At 71.3% G+C, this 17681-nt stretch carries 14 protein-coding genes and 1 pseudogene; 10 read left to right on the top strand and 5 right to left on the bottom strand.

The annotated features are described in order from the left end of the window. Positions 1-2: 2 nt before the first annotated feature. Positions 3-1265, bottom strand: a complete 1263-nt coding sequence (locus MRBLWH7_RS16215) for a D-arabinono-1,4-lactone oxidase (RefSeq protein ID WP_341996309.1) — start codon at positions 1263-1265, stop codon at positions 3-5. A gap of 223 nt (positions 1266-1488) precedes the next feature. Between MRBLWH7_RS16215 and MRBLWH7_RS16210 the strand changes: the two genes are divergently transcribed. Both MRBLWH7_RS16210 and MRBLWH7_RS16205 read left to right on the top strand, forming a co-directional pair. Continuing rightward, positions 1489-3216 carry a hypothetical protein gene (locus tag MRBLWH7_RS16210; RefSeq protein WP_341996307.1) on the top strand — a complete coding sequence of 576 codons (1728 nt, stop codon included), beginning with the start codon at positions 1489-1491 and terminating at the stop codon, positions 3214-3216. 27 nt (positions 3217-3243) lie between these two features. Next, the gene (locus tag MRBLWH7_RS16205) at positions 3244-3705 is read left to right on the top strand and encodes an NUDIX domain-containing protein (RefSeq protein ID WP_341996305.1); all 462 of its coding nucleotides are present in this window, start codon (positions 3244-3246) and stop codon (positions 3703-3705) included. 21 nt (positions 3706-3726) lie between these two features. Here the strand turns inward: MRBLWH7_RS16205 and MRBLWH7_RS16200 are convergent, their stop codons facing one another. Beyond that, positions 3727-4734, bottom strand: coding sequence for a LacI family DNA-binding transcriptional regulator (locus tag MRBLWH7_RS16200; RefSeq protein WP_341996303.1), 1008 nt, complete (start codon positions 4732-4734; stop codon positions 3727-3729). Between the two features lie 84 nt (positions 4735-4818). Here MRBLWH7_RS16200 and MRBLWH7_RS16195 point away from each other — a divergent pair, with 84 nt between their 5' ends. The 7 genes and pseudogenes from MRBLWH7_RS16195 (at position 4819) to MRBLWH7_RS16165 (ending at position 12299) form a co-directional block, all read left to right on the top strand. After that, positions 4819-5196 (top strand): L-rhamnose mutarotase, encoded by a 378-nt coding sequence (locus tag MRBLWH7_RS16195; protein WP_341996301.1) that lies wholly within the window; start codon positions 4819-4821, stop codon positions 5194-5196. Then, positions 5193-6359 carry an L-rhamnose isomerase gene (rhaI, locus tag MRBLWH7_RS16190; protein ID WP_341996299.1) on the top strand — a complete coding sequence of 389 codons (1167 nt, stop codon included), beginning with the start codon at positions 5193-5195 and terminating at the stop codon, positions 6357-6359. Before MRBLWH7_RS16195 ends, rhaI begins: the two co-directional genes overlap by 4 nt. Positions 6360-6477: 118 nt before the next feature. Then, the gene (locus tag MRBLWH7_RS16185) at positions 6478-7374 is read left to right on the top strand and encodes an alpha/beta hydrolase fold domain-containing protein (RefSeq protein ID WP_341996297.1); all 897 of its coding nucleotides are present in this window, start codon (positions 6478-6480) and stop codon (positions 7372-7374) included. Positions 7375-7420: 46 nt separating this feature from the next. Continuing rightward, positions 7421-9466 (top strand): annotated as a pseudogene (locus MRBLWH7_RS16180) (bifunctional aldolase/short-chain dehydrogenase); the annotation flags it as partial. A gap of 157 nt (positions 9467-9623) precedes the next feature. Continuing rightward, complete coding sequence (locus tag MRBLWH7_RS16175; protein ID WP_341996294.1) at positions 9624-11045, top strand: rhamnulokinase family protein; 1422 nt, start codon at positions 9624-9626, stop codon at positions 11043-11045. Positions 11046-11071: 26 nt separating this feature from the next. Continuing rightward, positions 11072-12055 (top strand): serine hydrolase domain-containing protein, encoded by a 984-nt coding sequence (locus tag MRBLWH7_RS16170; protein ID WP_341996292.1) that lies wholly within the window; start codon positions 11072-11074, stop codon positions 12053-12055. Positions 12056-12152: 97 nt separating this feature from the next. After that, a complete protein-coding gene (locus MRBLWH7_RS16165; protein WP_341996290.1) occupies positions 12153-12299 on the top strand; it encodes a hypothetical protein in 147 nt (48 codons plus the stop codon). 62 nt (positions 12300-12361) lie between these two features. Here the strand turns inward: MRBLWH7_RS16165 and MRBLWH7_RS16160 are convergent, their stop codons facing one another. The 3 genes from MRBLWH7_RS16160 to MRBLWH7_RS16150 all read right to left on the bottom strand — a co-directional run bounded on the left by MRBLWH7_RS16160 (position 12362) and on the right by MRBLWH7_RS16150 (position 15895). Next, positions 12362-13207 (bottom strand): transglutaminase family protein, encoded by an 846-nt coding sequence (locus MRBLWH7_RS16160; RefSeq protein WP_341996288.1) that lies wholly within the window; start codon positions 13205-13207, stop codon positions 12362-12364. Further along, complete coding sequence (locus MRBLWH7_RS16155; RefSeq protein ID WP_341996286.1) at positions 13204-14136, bottom strand: alpha-E domain-containing protein; 933 nt, start codon at positions 14134-14136, stop codon at positions 13204-13206. Before MRBLWH7_RS16155 ends, MRBLWH7_RS16160 begins: the two co-directional genes overlap by 4 nt. A 73-nt stretch (positions 14137-14209) precedes the next feature. Further along, the gene (locus tag MRBLWH7_RS16150; protein WP_341996284.1) at positions 14210-15895 is read right to left on the bottom strand and encodes a circularly permuted type 2 ATP-grasp protein; all 1686 of its coding nucleotides are present in this window, start codon (positions 15893-15895) and stop codon (positions 14210-14212) included. Positions 15896-15984: 89 nt separating this feature from the next. On the opposite strand from MRBLWH7_RS16150, the gene MRBLWH7_RS16145 reads away from it, so the two are divergent. Further along, positions 15985-17586 carry a molybdopterin-dependent oxidoreductase gene (locus MRBLWH7_RS16145; RefSeq protein ID WP_341996283.1) on the top strand — a complete coding sequence of 534 codons (1602 nt, stop codon included), beginning with the start codon at positions 15985-15987 and terminating at the stop codon, positions 17584-17586. Positions 17587-17681 lie beyond the last annotated feature (95 nt).

The raw sequence follows: 17681 nt of genomic DNA, 5'->3' as shown, positions 1-17681 counted from the left end.
GCCTACGTCGGCAACGGTGAGCGGCGCTCGCGCACCCCCACGCGCTCGAGGTGGGCGTTCGAGAAGCGACCCTCGGGGTCGAGGCGCTCGAAAACGGCTCGCGCGTCGGCCAGACGCGGGTGCACGCGCTCGATCCCCGCGCGGTCGAAGCCGTGGAGCTTCCCCCAGTGCGGGCGTGCCTCGAACGGCTCGAGCGCGGCCTCGACGCGGGCGACCGCGGCGGCGACGTCGTCAGGGTGGTTGTGCCACGTGAAGTGGATGATCACGACGTCGCGCCGATAAGCCGGGCTCAGCCACAGCTCGTCGGCGGCGGCGGTGCGCAACTCGGTCCAGATGAGATGCGGACGGATGCTGTCGCCCAGCGTCCGCACCGCGTTCAGCGCCGCGGGCGCATCGGCGCGGGCGACGAAGTACTCGCTCTGGATCTCGTCGCCGAACGACGGCTCGGCGTCGAGGCGGAAGTGCGGGAGCCGCAGCATCCAGGGTCCGGGCACGGCCAGTTCGGTGACGTTGTCCTCCACACCGAGGGGCGACTCCTCCACCTGGGCCCGCACCCCGTCGAGGATCGTGTCGGGCACGGCGTCCTCGTCCGTGTCCAGCCGCGACTTCACCCACACGAAGCCGAGCGACGGCTCCTCCCAGCGCGAGAACACCGAGACGCTGTACCCGACGGACGTGAGCGCGTCCCAGTCGGCGAGCGCGGCCTCCCATGAGACCCCCGAGTAGATGTCCTGGCGGGCGCGGAATGCGGGCACGACGTCGAGCGTCAGCGACACCACGATGCCGTAGGCGCCGAGGCCCACCACGAGCGCATCGAAGTCGGGGTCGGCGCGGCGCACCTCGTGCACCTCGGCATCCGCCCCGACGTAGCGCAGCGCGCGGACGGACGCCGAGAGGACGGGATTCGCGTCGCCCGAGCCGTGGGTTCCGGTGGCCGTCGCGCCGCCGACGTTGATGTGCGGGAGGGACCCCATGTTGCGCAGTGCCCACCCGCGGTCGTCGAGCCACACGGCGAGGACGCCGTAACGGATGCCGGCGGGCACGGTGACCGTCTGCGCGGCCTCATCGAGCTCGAACTCGGCCGCGAACCCCGTCACGTCGACGAGGGTGCCGGTGGTGTCGGGGAGGTCGGTGAACGAGTGCCGGGTGCCGAGTGCGCGCACCCGCCCGGGTTCGCGCAGCACCCGCACGACGTCGTCGGCCGATGTCGCCTCGACGATCCGGGGCGCTGCGTACTCGTAGGTTCCGGCCCAATTGCGTGGCATCGCGCCTCCTTCGGCGTATGGGGGTCAGTGCGCGGCTTCGGCGACGAGCCGCTGCGAGGCGGTCGCCATGTGCGGCGTCATCGCGCAGGCTGCGGGTATGCGAACAACCTATCCTGCGCGCACCGACAGCGAAGTCCGGTCGACCGTTCTTGCGCGCTGCTCGCCTGGCACCAACTGCCGCCATCTGTGGCACATCGCGACAGGCGAGGCGAGGATGGGGATCATGACGGACCTGTGGAACGGCGAACCCGCCCCCGAGTGGACGAGCGGGCCGTGGTCGCTCGAGCTGCGTGACGACGAGTTCGCCGACATCTCGTACGAGGGCAGCGTCGTGCTTCGCTCGATCCGCGCCGTCGTGCGCGATCGCAACTGGGACACTGCACGCCTCGTGGTCGACCGCGTCGACGCGTCCGGCATCGCCCTCACGCTGCACGTCCACTCGACCGGGCTCGGTTCCGACCTCCGCGGCATCGTCCGCGCCGAGGCGCGGGGCGCCGGGCGCCTGCGCGTCCTCACCGACCTCGAGTCCGCTTCCGGGTTCGAGACCAACCGCACCGGTCTCGTCGCGCTGCACCCGCCCGCGCTCGCAGGCGCCGCGATGGACATCCGCCACCCCGACGGCGGCGTGACGCGCTCGCGGTTCCCCGCCGACATCAGCCCGCACCAGCCCGCGTTCGACATCGCCGGCCTGTCGTGGTCGCACGATGGCGTCGCGGTCGACGTGCGCTTCGCCGGTGACGTGTTCGAGATGGAGGACCAGCGCAACTGGACGGATGCCTCGTACAAGACCTACAGCCGCCCCCTCGCACTGCCCTTCCCGTACGCGCTCGCCGCCGACGAGCGGGTCGTGCAGTCGATCGAGATCTCCGTGTCGGGAACTCCGACACGTGCGGTCGAGGAACCGCTCACCCGCGTCCGGCTCGAGGAAGGGCCTCCGCTTCCCGCGATCGCGGTGTCGGCGTCGACGGCCCCCGATCCCGCTCCCGACTTCGCCCCGGTGGGTGCTGCGGTGCTCGTGGAACTCGACCTGGCGACCCGCAACTGGCGCGCCGCACTCGATCGGGCGGCAGCATCCGGTCTCCCGCTCGACGTCAGGTTCGTGCTCGCCGAGGACGACCCGGCGGCGATCGATCAGGCCGCGCTCGCTCTCCGCGATCTGCCCGTCTCCCGCGCGACCGCGTTCCCACCGACGGGCCCGGCGCAGCACGTCTCGGACCTCTCGGCCATCGGCCACCTGCGCCACGCCCTCACCGAGGCGGGGGTCGAGGCCGAGGTGGTCGGCGGCGTGCGCTCGCACTTCACCGAGCTCAACCGCGAGCACCACCGCCTGCCCCGGGGCCTCGACGGCATCGTGTTCAGCAGCACGCCGCTGTTCCACAGCCTGAGCTCGGCTCAGCTGATCGAGTCGATCGCGATGCAGCGCCTCGTCGCGAACCAGGGCGTCCGCCTCGCCGGCGGGCTGCCGCTGCACATCGGGCCGATCTCGCTGCGCCCGCACTTCAACAACGCGGCCACCTCACCACCGCCGATGCCCGAGCACGACGACCTCCGCGACGGATACGGTCCGGCGCCGGCGGAGGTCGCCGACCCGCGCCAGTCAGCGCCCGAGCTCGCCGCCTGGACGATCGCGAGCGCGGCCGCCTTCGCTGTGCCCGGCGTGACGACCCTCGCCTACTTCGAGGAATGGGGACCCCGCGGCCTGCGCACCGCCGACGGCGCGGCCCTGCCCGCTCTCGACGCCGTCGAGGCGCTCGCCGCCCTCGCGGGCGAGCCCGGCCTGCGCGGCGACTCCCCCGACGGCCTCGTGTGGGCGCTGGGCGCCCGCAGTGCCGACCGCGATGTCGTGCTCGTCGCCAGCCTCGACCGCCGCGCCCGCCGCGTCGATATCGAGCTCCCGGGCGGCACCGTGCGTCGCGTCGAGCTCGCACCGTGCACGTTCACGCGGGTCTGAGCGAGGCCCGCGGTAGGTTGGGTCGCCGTGACCCGCTTCTCCGTCGTCCCCTCGTCGTACGTCTATCTTCGCCGCGGCGACGAGGTGATGCTGCAGCTGCGGCAGAACACCGGCTACATGGACGGATGCTGGGCCGCCGGCGCCGCGGGGCACGTCGAGCTCGGCGAGACCGCCGTGGACGCCGCGATCCGCGAGGTGCGCGAGGAGCTCGGGCTGTCGCTCGTGGCCGCCGCGCTGACGCCGGTCGCCGTCATGCAGCGCACGGACGGCACGGACGACCCGGTCGAGCAGCGCGTGGACTGGTTCTTCGTGTGCGACGAGTGGGTGGGCGAGCCGCGGATCCTCGAGCCCCGCAAGTGCGCAGAGCTCGCGTGGTTCGGCCTTGAGGCCCTGCCTGAGCGCATGCCCGCGTACGAGCGGGAGGCGCTCGCCGCCCTGCGGGCGGGCGCGTCCGCGACACTGCTGCGCCACGGGTTCCCCGCACGCTGATCTGTCGCCGGCGCGTGGCAGTCAGCCGCCGGTCGACTCGCGCACGACGAGCTCCGGCTGGAAGCGCACGGTGCGGGCATGGTCGCCCGCCGGCTCCTCCAGGTCCTTGAGGAGCAGGTCGACCGCCGTGTAGCCGATGAGGTGCGCGGGCTGGCGGATCGAGCTGAGCGGAACGACGGTCGCCGAGGCGAAGTCGATGTCGTCGTACCCGATCAGCGCGATGTCGCGCGGCACCTGCAGATCGCCCATGAGGGTGAACGCCTGCAGCGCGCCGACGGCGAGCAGGTCGTTCGCCGCGAACACCCCGTCGGGCCGTTCCGCCGCGGCGCGCTGGCGCAGCAGCTCGCCGGCCGCGCGCCCCTGGAGCACCGACAGGGCCGACGTCTCGACGACCTCGAGCGTCGCCTGGTCGACCTCGGCGACGGCGCGGCGCGCCCCCTCGAGGCGGTCGCCGACCTGACGGATCGTGTTCGGCCCCCCGATGAAGGCGATGCGACGACGCCCCGTCGACAACAGGTGCGAGACCGCCAGGTAGCCGCCCTCGACGTCGTCGACCGAGACCGAGCCGAAAGACCGCTCGGCGTCCTCGTGGTCGACGAGTACCACCGGCACGCCGCCGGCGTGCAGACGCGCGAGCCTGTCGAGATCGCGGTCCACGGGAGTGACGAGCACGCCGTTGACCCGCTGCTCGCGGAACAGCTCGAGGTAGGCGTCCTCTCGATCGGAGCGCTGATCACTGTTTCCGAGCAGCACGCTCATGCCGGATTCCGCCGCGCGGTCCTCGGCGCCGCGGGCGACCTCGGCGAAGAACGGGTTCCCCGCGTCGAGCACGATGAGGGCGATGCTACGGCTGCGTCCGGCCCGGAGCTGCCGCGCGGCGTCGTTGCGCACGAAGCCGAGTTCCTCGATCGCCTGTGTGACCCGCTCGACGGTAGCCGGCGCCACTTTCTCGGGCCTGTTGAGCACGTTCGAGACGGTCCCGACCGAGACGGATGCCGCAGCCGCGACATCCCGCACGCTCACCACCATGGCCACTCCCGGTTGTTGTTTGCATGAAACGATACAGACGCGCTAGGCTTTGAAACGATTCATGGATCTTTGTGAGGACATTCGATGACGAGAGTCTGCTTCCAGCTGATGGTGCGGCCCGAACTGCTGGACGAGTACATCGCTCGCCACACGCCGGTGTGGCCCGAGATGCTCGCCGAGATCGCCGCTTCCGGCCGTCGCAACTACTCGCTCTTCCTCGGCGAAGCAGGGCGACTGATCGGCTACTACGAGACGGACGACGACGCGGCCTCTCAGGCCTACCTCGCGAACTCCGAGGTCGCCGCACGCTGGGAGGCCGAGATGGGCAGCTTCTTCGTCGGCCTCGACGGCCGCCCTGACCAGGCCGCCACTGCGCTCCTCGAAGTCTTCAACCTCCACGAGCAGCTCGCCGCCACCGGGGGCACGGCGACCGATACCACCGAAGAAGGCAACGCATCATGACGACGCTGTCACCCGACATCCAGTCCGCGCTCGAAGGCCAGGGCATCGAACTGCCCAGCTGGGCGTTCGGCAACTCCGGGACGCGCTTCCGCGTGTTCACCACGCCCGGCACCCCACGCGACCCGTACGAGAAGATCGCCGACGCCGCTCAGGTCAACGCCTTCACGAAGCTCGCGCCGAGCGTGGCTCTGCACATCCCGTGGGACAAGGTCGACGACTACTCCGATCTCCGGCGCCACGCGGAGGACCTCGGCGTGAGCCTGGGCACAATCAACTCGAACACGTTCCAGGACGAGGACTACAAGTTCGGGGCCCTCACCCACCACGACGACCGCATCCGCACCAAGGCGATCGATCACCACCTCGAGTGCATCGACATCATGGACGCGACCGGCTCGCGCGACCTCAAGATCTGGCTCGCCGAGGGCTCGAACTACCCGGGCCAGGCCGACATCCGTGCCCGTCAGGACCGCCTGCAGGATTCGCTGCAGAAGATCTACGAACGCCTGTCCGACGCACAGCGCCTGGTGCTCGAGTACAAGTTCTTCGAGCCGGCGTTCTACCACACCGACGTTCCGGACTGGGGCACCTCCTACGCGCAGGTCGCGTCGCTCGGCGACAAGGCGATGGTCTGCCTCGACACCGGCCACCACGCGCCAGGCACCAACATCGAGTTCATCGTGATGCAGCTGCTGCGCCTCGGAAAGCTCGGCTCGTTCGACTTCAACTCCCGTTTCTACGCCGACGACGACCTCATCGTGGGTGCCGCCGATCCGTTCCAGCTGTTCCGCATCATCTTCGAGGTGGTGCGCGGCGGGGGCCTCAACAACCCCGATGTGGCCTTCATGCTCGACCAGTGCCACAACGTCGAAGACAAGATCCCCGGCCAGATCCGCTCGGTGCTGAACGTCCAGGAGATGACCGCCCGTGCCCTGCTCGTCGACCGCGACGCCCTCGCCGCGGCCCAGCAGCAGAACGACGTGCTGGCCGCCAACGCCGTCTTCATGGACGCGTTCTACACCGACGTGCGTCCCGCCCTCGCCGAATGGCGCGAGTCGCGCGGACTCGCGGCCGACCCGATGGCCGCGTACGCGGCATCCGGCTACCAGCGGCAGATCGCCGCGGATCGCGTCGGCGGCACGCAGGCCGGCTGGGGCGCCTGACCCGCAGCTCCCTCAGGGGGTTCGCCCCGAGCCCCGGCCGCGAACGCGGACCTCCCCGCACCCCGGTGCACAACCCGATCCCGGCACAGCCGCCGGGGCCCATTCCCGAAGGATTCAGATGACCGACCCCTACTCCGCCGCCGACGGACTCGTGCGCGTGTACCCCGCCCGCGAGCCGAACGGTACCGGCCTCGTGTGGGCGCACGGCGGCGGCTTCGCCTTCGGCGACCTCGACATGCCCGAGTCCGACTGGGTGGCGAGCAGTCTCGCCGCGCGTGGCACCACGGTGATCTCGGTCGACTACCGCCTCGCGCCCGTGCCGGCGGAGTGGACGGATGCTGCGACCCCGCGCTCCGGACACCCCTACCCCGCGGCATCCGACGACATGCTCGCGGCGTGGTCGTGGGTCACCGAGACCGCCGACCGGCTGCGGATCGCGCGTGACCGCCTCGCGATCGGCGGCGCGAGCGCGGGCGGCAATCTCGCCGCCGGGGCGACACTGCGCCTCATCGAACGGCGCGCGGAGGCGCTGCCTGCGCTGGTGCTGCTCGCATACCCCACTTTGCTGGCGGTCCAGCCCGCCCCGGATGCCGCGCTGCGCGCCGCGCTGGACGCCCAGCCGGACGCCGACCGCTTCGATCCGGAGGCTGTGCGCGGGATGTACGAGAACTATCTCGGCGGCCCGATCGACGGGGCGCCGCTGGGCGCGATCCCGGGCCTCGCCCAACCGGTCGACCTCGCGGAGTTCCCGCCCACCCTCATGGTCAACGGCGACGTCGACGAGCTCCGCGTCTCGGGCGAGGCGTTCGCCGCGTCGCTGCGCGCGGCAGGCCGCCCCGTCGAGGTCGTCACCGAGGCAGGGACGGAGCACGGCCACCTCAACCGCCCGCACGAGGCGGCGGCATCCGTCACCCTCGACCGGTTCGCGGCCCGCCTCGCCGCCCTCTCGAGCCTCACCCCACCGCCCATCGCGCCCGCCCGCACCGCGACTCGCCACGACACTCCGGTCGCCTGACCCGACCACCGGCGCGTCTCGGCGACTCGCAGACAGAACCGCAAAGGAACGCATCATGACCAACCAGGCTGTCACCGACCTCATCGCGCGGTCGAACCGCCTCGGCGCCGACCCGAAGAACACCAACTACGCCGGCGGCAACACGTCCGCGAAAGGCACCGAGACCGACCCGGTCACCGGCGAGCCCGTCGAGCTGCTGTGGGTCAAGGGCTCGGGCGGCGACCTCAGCACGCTGACCGAGTCCGGGCTCGCGGTGCTGCGCCTGGACCGCTTCCGCTCGCTGGTGAACGTCTACCCCGGCGTCGAGCGCGAGGACGAGATGGTCGCCGCGTTCGACTACTGCCTGCACGGCAAGGGCGGCGCCGCCCCGTCGATCGACACGGCGATGCACGGCCTGGTCGACGCCGCACACGTCGACCATCTGCACCCCGACTCGGGCATCGCGATCGCGACCGCCGCCGACGGCGAGGAGCTCACCGCGAAGATCTTCGGCGACAAGGTGGTGTGGGTGCCGTGGCGTCGCCCCGGCTTCCAGCTGGGCCTGGACATCGCGGCGATCAAGGAGCAGAACCCGCGGGCGATCGGCACGATCCTCGGCGGCCACGGCATCACCGCCTGGGGCGACACGTCGGAGGAGGCAGAACAGAACTCGCTGTGGATCATCGAGACCGCCCAGGCGTACATCGCCGCCAACGGCAAAACGGACCCGTTCGGCCGCATCCGCGCCGGCTTCGAGGCTCTGCCCGACACCGAGCGGCGCGCCAAGGCCGCCGCGCTGGCACCGACGATCCGCGGTCTCGCCTCGACCGACAAGCCCATGGTCGGCCACTTCACCGACTCCGACGTCGTGCTCGACTTCCTCGCCTCGGAGCGCGCGCCCGAGCTCGCCGCGCTCGGCACCAGCTGCCCCGACCACTTCCTGCGCACCAAGGTGAAGCCGCTGATCCTCGACCTCCCCGCCTCGGCTTCGGTCGAGGACTCCGTTGCGCGCCTGAAGGAACTGCACGAGGAGTACCGCGCCGACTACCAGGCCTACTACGACGCGCACGCGACCGTCGAGTCCCCCGCGATCCGCGGCGCCGACCCGCTCATCGTGCTGATCCCCGGTGTGGGCATGTTCTCGTACGGCGCGAACAAGCAGACCGCCCGCGTGGCCGGCGAGTTCTACGTCAACGCGATCAACGTGATGCGCGGCGCCGAGGCGCTGTCGACCTACGCGCCGATCCCGGACGCCGAGAAGTTCCGCATCGAGTACTGGGCGCTCGAAGAGGCGAAGCTGCAGCGCATGCCGAAGCCCAAGACGCACCAGGGCCGCATCGCACTCGTCACGGGCGCGGCATCCGGAATCGGCAAGGCCATCGCGACCCGACTCGCCGCCGAGGGCGCGTGCGTCGTGGTCGCCGACCTCGACCTCGAGAAGGCGCAGGCAGCCGCGGCAGAGCTGGGCAACACGGATGTCGCCATCGGCGTCGCCGCGAACGTCGCCGACGCCGACGCGATCCAGGCCGCGTTCGACGCCGCGGTGCTCGCGTTCGGCGGTGTCGATCTCGTGGTCAACAACGCCGGCCTGTCGCTGTCGAAGCCACTGCTCGAGACCACCGAGAAGGACTGGGACCTGCAGCACGACGTCATGGCGAAGGGCTCGTTCCTGGTGTCGAAGGCCGCTGCGAAGATCCTCATCGACCAGAAGCTCGGCGGCGACGTGATCTACATCTCGTCGAAGAACTCCGTCTTCGCCGGCCCGAACAACATCGCGTACTCGGCGACCAAGGCCGACCAGGCCCACCAGGTGCGCCTGCTCGCGGTCGAGCTCGGCGAGCACGGCGTGCGCGTCAACGGCATCAACCCTGACGGCGTGGTGCGGGGCTCGGGCATCTTCGCCTCCGGCTGGGGCGCGAACCGCGCTGCCACCTACGGCGTCAAGGAAGAGGACCTCGGCCAGTTCTACGCCGACCGCACCATCCTCAAGCGCGAGGTCGTCCCCGAGAACGTCGCCGACGCGGTGTTCGTGCTGACCGGCCCCGAGCTCTCTCGCACCACGGGCCTGCACATCCCCGTCGACTCCGGCGTCGCCGCCGCCTTCCTGCGATGACCGCCGCCTCGACAGGCTCAGCGCCCGGGGTCGCGGCATCCGTCCACCGCGTCGATCATGTGCTCTCGCCGAGAGCACATGATCGACACGCGCACACCGTGTCGCCTCGGCGAGAGCACATGCTCTCGCCGCTCCTGCTCGCCGTGCAGGCCGCACGATGACCGGCGGGGTCGTCGCGGCGGTCGATCTCGGCGCGACCAGTGGCCGCGTCATGCTCGGCTACGTGGACGACGGGATGCTGCGCCTCGAGGAGGTCGCGCGATTCCCGAACGGACCGGTCCTCGGGGCCGACGGCGACCTGCACTGGGACGTCGCGGCGCTGTACCGGCACATCGTGGAGGGCCTCGCCGAGGCGCTGCGCCGGGAGCCCGGTATCGCGAGCATCGGCATCGACTCGTGGGCCGTGGACTACGGCCTGGTGCACGGCGACGAACTGATGGGCGAACCGTTCCACTACCGCGACGAGCGCACCGCGCGCGGCGTCGAGGTCGTGCACGGGCAGGCACCGCTCGACGAGCTGTACCGGCGCAACGGCCTGCAGTTCCTGCCGTTCAACACGCTCTACCAGTACGCGGTCGAGCAGCGGCTCGCCGACGCCGACGTCTCGCTGCTCATCCCGGACCTCGTCGCGTTCCTCCTCACCGGCGCGCGTTCCGCCGAACGCACGAACGCCTCCACGACGGGACTCGTCGACGTCCGCACCGGCGAGTGGGACCTCGAGCTGGCGGCGCGACTCGGGATCCCGGCATCCGTGCTTCCCCCGCTCGTCGATCCGGGCGACCGGCTGGGCGCGCTGCAGGGCGAGGCGCGCGAGCGCATCGGCGCACCCCTCGACGTGATCGCGGTCGGCTCGCACGACACGGCCTCGGCCGTCGTCGCGGTGCCGCTCAGCACCCCGAACGCGGCGTACATCTCGTGCGGCACGTGGGGACTCGTCGGGGTCGAGCTCGACGAGCCCGTCGTGAGCGACGCGGCGCGCGAGGCGAATTTCACGAACGAGGGCGGCGTCGACGGACGCGTGCGGTTCCTGCACAACGTGACCGGCCTGTGGCTCTTGAGCGAGGCCGTGCGCACGTGGGCGGCCGAGGACGGCGCCACGATCGACCTCCCGGGCATGCTGGAGGCGGCAGCATCCGTCTCCGGCGACATCCCGCTGTTCGACGCCAACGATCCGCGCCTGTCGGCGCCCGGCGACATGCCGGCCCGCATCGCGGCCCTGCTCGACGAAGCGGGCGCGCCGGTGCCCGCCACGCGTGAGGCGCTCGCGCGCACGATCGTGGAGAGCATCGCGCAGGCGTTCGCCGACGCCGTCGTCACCGCGGGCACGCTCACCGGGCGCGCGATCGACGTGATCCATATCGTCGGCGGCGGCGCGCTCAACGGGCTCCTGTGTCAGGCGACCGCCGACCGCTCGGGGCTGCCGGTGCTCGCCGGCCCGGTCGAGGCGACCGCGCTCGGCAACGTCCTCGTGCAGGCGCGCGCGCACGGCTGGTTGGGACGGGATGCCTCGCTCGAGACGCTCCGGATGGCGGTCGCGGCCGTGTTCTCGCCTGAGCGGTTCGAACCCCGGGCACGATAGAACCTCACGCTCGAGAGGAACCCCGCATGACCGAATACGCCGCCGCGTTCGACTGGGCCCGTCGTGCGGTCGAGGCCGACCGCCTGCCGACCGCCGTGCTGGGCATCGCGACAGCCGAGGGGGTCGTCGCACTCGACGCGTTCGGAGCGACCGGAGGCCGTGCCGCGAAGGTCGACGACCACTACCGGCTCTTCTCGATCACGAAGCCCCTCGTCGGACTCGTCGCGGCGCGCGCGATCGAGCGCGGGCTGCTCGTCCCCGGCACGCCGCTCGCAGCCGCAGTTCCCGACTTCGGGAAGCACCGCGACGACCTCGTGCGGCTGCGGCACCTCGCCAGTCACACCTCGGGCATCACCGAACCGGCGATGGACGCGCCGGGCCTTCGCGACCGACTCGTGAACGGCGGCAGGGACTTCGTCGCCGGCACGATGTCGCGGTACTCGACGATCGCGTTCGAGGGCATCGCCGCCCTCACCGAGTACGCGACCGGAAGGACGTGGGATGCGGATCTCGCCGAATGGGCGTCCGCGCTCGGCGCCGACGGGCTGACCCTCGACGAGGCGTCCGACCCGCATGTGGTGACGGATGCGGCGGCCAACGGCCTCGATATCGAGGCGTTCGCGGCGCTCCGGCACCCCGGCGCCGGACTGATCGGGCGTGCGGGCGATCTGCTCGCGCTCGCGTCGGCGCTGCTGCGGATCGGACGCGGCGAGACCGGCGGCGTCGTGCACCCGCGCACGCTGGAGATGATGCTCCGGCCGCTGACCGGCGACATCCCGCGGCTCGACCCCTATCCCGCGGCGGTCGGGCAGGACTGGGGCTTCACCTGGAACCTGCGCACGCGCGCACCCAGCCTGATCGACCGCGACGCCTACGGACACGGTGGCTGGGCGGGCACCGAGCTCTGGATCCATCCGACCGCGGGCGTGGCCTGGGTGCTGCTGACCAATCGGGTCGATCGCCCCGTGAACATCGACGAGCTCGACAACGCGGTGATCACCGCGCTCTGAGTCCACGAGGGGGCGGATGCTGCGGCATCCGTCCCCTCTTCTTCCGCCGGCGTCAACCCCTGTCGCTCCGTGCGCACACCGGCCTACCGTGGGGCGCATGGACGAGCGCAGCGCAGAGGACCAGCCTTTGAACCAGGACGACCCGGTCGGTGGCGACGAGACCACCGAGGAGCAGCTCGAGGCCGACAACCCGGTCGAAGAGGACACGCTCGAGACGCTCGACGCCGACAACCCTCCGGCCTGAGCCGGACGCCGTGCCGCTGCGCGGCGGGACGGCTGCGCGGCCGGAGCGCTGCGAGGCCGAGGTCAGGCCTCGCGGGTGATCGTCACCTTCACGTGCAGGTTGCTCTTGAACGGACCGGCGTAGACGCCGCGCAGCGGCGGGACGTCGCCGTAGTCCCGGCCGCGGCCGACGAGGACGTGGCGATCGCCGATCTCGATGTTGTTGGTGGGGTCGAAGCCCTGCCACTCCCCTGCGAACCACTCCACCCACGCGTGCGACTCGCCGGTCACGGCGACGCCGACCTCCGCCGACGGCCGCGGGTGCAGGTAACCCGACACGTAGCGTGCCGGGATCCCGACCTCACGCAGCGCGCCGAGCGCGATGTGGGCCATGTCCTGGCAGACGCCCTTGCGCGCCTCCCACGCCTCCGCCGCGGTGGAGTGCACACCGGTGATGCCGTGCATGTACTCGACGGCGTCACCGATCGCGACGGCGATCGCGTGCGCGGCCCGTCCGGGGTGATCGTGCTGAGCGGCGATCGAGCGGGCGAGCTCGGCGACCTCCTCGTGAGGCCGCGTGCGCCGGGTCTGCGACATCTGCTCGACGGTCTCGAGCGAGCGGCTCGCCTCGCGCGCGAGACCCTCCCACGTGACGTCGATGTGCTCGAGCGGCCGCGGGCGCACCTCCACCAGCGAGCGCGCGGTGATCGTGAGCGACGAGTGCGGTGACAGCACATCGAACGCGGCGACCCGCGTGCCGAAGTAGTCGACGTACTGGTTGACGGACGTCGACGGCTCGATGTCGAGCGACGAGTTGAGCACGAACTGACTGTCGGTGGAGCCCGGCAGCATGCGCGCCTCGTTGTACGACGCGCTCACGTCGCCCTGGTAGCGGAAGCCGGTCTGGTGCTCGATCCGGAGGCGCTTCATGAGATCTCTCCGATCCAGCTGGGCTCGGCCTGCGTCGGGAAGAACCGGCCGCGAATGGCTTCGGATGCTTCGCGCGTGACGGTCTGGACGCGGTCCATGTGCGTCGGCAGCTCGCCGAGGATCTCGGAGATCGGCCGGTACTCGAGGTCGTTGCGGATCTGGCCGAGCGCCCGGAGCACCGTGTTGGAGTGTCCCACGCGGTCTGCGCGGGGGTCGATGGCGCTCATGCATTCCTCGGCGCGCTGGATCGAGTAGATGATCGAGCGCGGGAAGAGCCGATCGAGCAGCAGGAACTCGGCGGCGTTGCGTGCGCTCGGCATGCCGCGGTAGGTGCGCAGGTACGCCTCGTACGCGCCGCACGAACGCAGGATGGTCGTCCACGACGGACCGGATGCCTGGGTCAGCGACCTCGTCGCCAGCAGGCGCGCGGTCATGTCGGTGCGCTCGATGCTGCGCCCCAGCGTGAAGAACTGCCAGGCCTCGTCGCGGCTCGTCGAAGAGTCGACGATGCCGACGGCGAGAGCAGCGCGCTCCCGCACCCACTGGAAGAACTCGTGCACGCGGTCGTTCTGCAGGCGCCGCGGCATGCGTGCGCTCGTCGTGTTGAGGGTCTCCCACAGCTCCGTCGAGACGATCTCGCGGGCGCGGCGGGCGTTCTCGCGCGCGGCGGTGAGGGCGTACGCGATGCTCGACGGGTTCATGCGGTCGACGGCGAGCCGCGAGAGCACGTCTTCGCGCCGCACTTGGTCGACGCCCGCCGGTGGCAGAGACCCCATGACGCTGAGAAGGGACCGGCACGCCGTGTCCTCATCGATCCACGGATCCTCGAGGAGCAGCTGCAGGTGCACGTCGAGGATGCGGGCGGTGCCGTCGCTGCGCTCGATGTAGCGCCCGATCCAGAACAGGCTTTCAGCGATGCGACTCAGCACGTCCCGACATCCTTCCCCGCGGCCGGTCGTTGAGCGAGCGAGCGCAGCGAGCGAGTCGAAACGCAGATGCGACTCAGCACGTCCCACCCCCGTTCTGCTCGGCGGCCTGCTGCTGCTGCTCCTGCTGCTCGACGCGCGAGCGCGGGCGGTCCTGCGGCGAGTGCGTAGGCTCGGTCTGGGCGTCGTAGATGATGGGGATCGCCGCGGTCACCGTGGCGGCCTGGTCCGCGACGAGGCCGGCCACGCTCTGGCCCTGGCCGTACTCGACCTGCCCCGGTGCGGCACCGCCGACGATCCACGTGTCCTTCGAGCCGCCGCCCTGGCTGGAGTTCACCACGAGCTGCCCCTCGGGCAGGGCCACGCGTGTGAGGCCGCCGGGGAGCACCCACACGTCCTCGCCGTCGTTGACCGCGAACGGCCGGAGGTCGGCGTGGCGCGGCCGCATCCCGTCTTCCACGAGAGTGGGGATGGTCGAGAGCATGACCACGGGCTGCGCGATCCAGCCGCGGGGGTCGGCGAGCAGGCGCTGGCGGAGCTTCTCGAGCTCGGCGGGCGAGGCATCCGGTCCGACGACCAGCCCCTTGCCGCCTGACCCGTCGACCGGCTTCACCACGAGCTCGTCGAGCCGGTCGAGCACCTCCTCGAGGGCGTTCGGGTCCTCGAGGCGCCACGTGTCGACGTTCTTGAGGATCGGCTCCTCGGCGAGGTAGTACCGGATGAGGTCGGGCACGTACGTGTAGAGCAGCTTGTCGTCGGCGACGCCGTTGCCGACGGCGTTCGCGATCGTCACGTTGCCCAGGCGCGCCGCGAGCATGAGGCCGGGAGCCCCGAGCATCGAGTCGGCCCGGAACTGCAGCGGGTCGAGGAACTCGTCGTCGACGCGGCGGTAGATGACGTCGACGCGCTTCGGCCCGCGCGTGGTGCGCATGAAGACCTTGCCGCCGATGCACAGCAGGTCTCGGCCCTCGACGAGCTCGACGCCCATGAGTCGCGCGAGCAGCGTGTGCTCGAAGTACGCGGAGTTGTACACACCCGGCGTGAGCACGACGACGTTGGGGTCCTCGATGCCCGCCGGTGCGGAGGCGCGCAGCGCCGCGAGCAGCTTGTTCGGGTAGTCGCCGACGGGCCGCACCCGCATCGACACGAACAGCTCGGGCAGCGTCTGCGCCATCACCCGGCGGTTCGAGATGACGTAGCTGACGCCGGACGGCACGCGCACGTTGTCTTCGAGCACGCGCATCTCGCCGTGCTCGTCGCGGATCAGGTCGATGCCCGACACCTGGATGCGCACACCGTTGGCGGACTGGATGCCCGCGGCCTGGCGGTAGAAATACTGCGAGCTCGCGATGAGTCCGGCGGGCAGGACCTCGTCGCGCACGCAGAACTGATGCCCGTACGCGTCGTCGAGGAACGCCTCGAGCGCCCGCACGCGCTGCTTGACGCCGGACTCGATGCGCGACCATTCGTCGTACGTGATCACGCGGGGCACCGCGTCGAGTGGGAAGGGCCTCTCCTCGCCTGCGAAGTCGAACGTCACGCCCTGTGCGAGGTACGAGCTCGCGAGCGAATCGGTGCGGCCGCGCAGCTCCTCCTGGGTCATCTGCGCGAGTGCCTGGTAGAGCTCTCGATAGGCCTCTCGCGACTCGGCGGGCGCACCCGGATGAGCCGGGCTCCCGAACATCTCGTCGAACGCGGGAACCCCGGAAGGCGTCTTGCGCGGCGCCAACGTGGAGCCGTAGCCGTCGAACAGATCACCCATGCGAAGAGCCTAATGCGGCCTTCGTTGCGCTCGTGTTTCCGAGTCGTCCTCCCGGCCACGCCGCGGCGGATCGGACGTATGCTCGCGCTATGACGCGTGAGGCGAGTGCCGCGACGCCTGTCGCCGCGAAGGCCTCGGCCCTCTCCGGCGCGGCCGCGGGCGTGGCATCCGTCGTGCTCGGCGCCGGCATCGGCGAGCTGGTCGCCGCGGTGGTCGCGCCGTCGTCGAGCCCCCTCTCCGTCGTCGGCGGAGTGCTCATCGACCTCGCACCGTCATGGGCGAAGGATGCTGCGATCACGCTGTTCGGCACGGCCGACAAGCTCGCCCTGCTCGTCGGGATCGCCGTCGTCCTCCTGGCCGCGGCGGCCGGCGCCGGCGTCCTGGAGCTGCGCCGCCCCTGGTTCGGCGCGGCCGTGTTCGCCGCACTGGGTGCGGTCGTGGCCGTGCTCGCGATGACCCGCGCCGGGTCGACAGGGCTGGCGTGGCTGCCCTCGCTCGCTGCGGGCGTCGTCGCGGCGGGTGCTGTCCGGCTGCTGACCCGGCTCGCGAGAAGGACCACGGATGCCTCGCCCCCGACGCCCGCGGCAGAGGGAAGCGACGGTCTCCCCGGCGACGAAGATCCGTCGCGCCGCCGTTTCCTCGTCTGGGCGGGCGTGGCGACCGCCGCGGGAGTGATCGCGGCGATCGCGGGGACAGCGCTGCAGGCGGGTGCACGCACCGTGACCGCCGTGCGTGAGGCGCTGCGCCTTCCCGCTCCGGCATCCGCCGCGCCGCCGGTCCCTGCCGGGGCACAGCTGGAGCTGACGGGGATGACGCCCGTCGTCACCCCTAACGCGAGCTTCTACCGCATCGACACGGCCCTCGTCGTGCCGCAGATCGACCCGGCCGACTGGAGCCTGCGCATCCACGGCCTCGTCGAGGACGAGGTCGAGATCGGGTGGGATGAACTGCTCGCCCTCCCGCTCGAGGAGAGCTGGACGACCCTCGCCTGCGTCTCCAATCCTGTCGGCGGCGACCTCATAGGCAATGCGAAGTGGCTCGGCTACCCGATCCGGCTGCTCCTCGAACGGGCGCGGCCGACAGCGGAGGCCGACATGGTGCTGTCCCGATCGATCGACGGCTTCAGCGCGAGCACGCCGCTCGAAGTGCTGCAGGAGGAAGGGCGCAACGCGATCCTCGCCGTCGGCATGAACGGCGAGCCGCTGCCGCCCGAGCACGGCTTCCCGGTGCGCATGGTCGTGCCGGGGCTGTACGGCTATGTGTCGGCGACCAAGTGGGTCACCGAACTCGAGGTGACGCGGTTCGACCGGGCGAACGCCTACTGGACGACGCGCGGCTGGTCCGCGAAGGGGCCGATCAAGCTGCAGTCGCGCATCGACCTGCCGCGCCGCGGCCAAGGGCTGGGCGCGGGTGACACGACCATCGCGGGTGTCGCGTGGCAGCAGCACGTGGGCATCGCGAAGGTCGAGGTGCAGGTCGACGGCGGGCCCTGGCGGGAGGCGACGCTCGCCTCGGCGATCTCGGACGACACGTGGGTGCAGTGGTCGATCCCTTGGACGGCCGTACGCGGATCGCACGAGATCCGCTGCCGCGCCACCAACGCCGACGGCGAGCTGCAGATCGAGACCGACGCGTGGCCCGCGCCCGACGGCGCGACCGGCTGGCAGCAGCTCAACGTCGACGTCGCCTGAGCTGCGTCGGCGCACGGGCCCGGTGCCGGACCGCGCCTAGGGGCTTCGATGTCCCGATCTCCTGCGCTCATGTCCCGATTCCGACCGCAAGGCGG

The sequence above is a fragment of the Microbacterium sp. LWH7-1.2 genome (assembly GCF_038397755.1).
Lineage (GTDB): Bacteria > Actinomycetota > Actinomycetes > Actinomycetales > Microbacteriaceae > Microbacterium.
This window is presented reverse-complemented; position numbering and strand designations above follow the sequence as displayed.

What these genes read in the sequence shown, in the direction of transcription:
- MRBLWH7_RS16215 (WP_341996309.1), bottom strand. Translation starts at nt 1,265, where the DNA reads ATGCCACGCAATTGGGCCGGAACCTACGAGTACGCAGCGCCCCGGATC.
- MRBLWH7_RS16210 (WP_341996307.1), top strand. Translation starts at nt 1,489, where the DNA reads ATGACGGACCTGTGGAACGGCGAACCCGCCCCCGAGTGGACGAGCGGG.
- MRBLWH7_RS16200 (WP_341996303.1), bottom strand. Translation starts at nt 4,734, where the DNA reads ATGGTGGTGAGCGTGCGGGATGTCGCGGCTGCGGCATCCGTCTCGGTC.
- MRBLWH7_RS16195 (WP_341996301.1), top strand. Translation starts at nt 4,819, where the DNA reads ATGACGAGAGTCTGCTTCCAGCTGATGGTGCGGCCCGAACTGCTGGAC.
- rhaI (WP_341996299.1), top strand. Translation starts at nt 5,193, where the DNA reads ATGACGACGCTGTCACCCGACATCCAGTCCGCGCTCGAAGGCCAGGGC.
- MRBLWH7_RS16185 (WP_341996297.1), top strand. Translation starts at nt 6,478, where the DNA reads ATGACCGACCCCTACTCCGCCGCCGACGGACTCGTGCGCGTGTACCCC.
- MRBLWH7_RS16175 (WP_341996294.1), top strand. Translation starts at nt 9,624, where the DNA reads ATGACCGGCGGGGTCGTCGCGGCGGTCGATCTCGGCGCGACCAGTGGC.
- MRBLWH7_RS16170 (WP_341996292.1), top strand. Translation starts at nt 11,072, where the DNA reads ATGACCGAATACGCCGCCGCGTTCGACTGGGCCCGTCGTGCGGTCGAG.
- MRBLWH7_RS16165 (WP_341996290.1), top strand. Translation starts at nt 12,153, where the DNA reads ATGGACGAGCGCAGCGCAGAGGACCAGCCTTTGAACCAGGACGACCCG.
- MRBLWH7_RS16160 (WP_341996288.1), bottom strand. Translation starts at nt 13,207, where the DNA reads ATGAAGCGCCTCCGGATCGAGCACCAGACCGGCTTCCGCTACCAGGGC.
- MRBLWH7_RS16150 (WP_341996284.1), bottom strand. Translation starts at nt 15,895, where the DNA reads ATGGGTGATCTGTTCGACGGCTACGGCTCCACGTTGGCGCCGCGCAAG.
- MRBLWH7_RS16145 (WP_341996283.1), top strand. Translation starts at nt 15,985, where the DNA reads ATGACGCGTGAGGCGAGTGCCGCGACGCCTGTCGCCGCGAAGGCCTCG.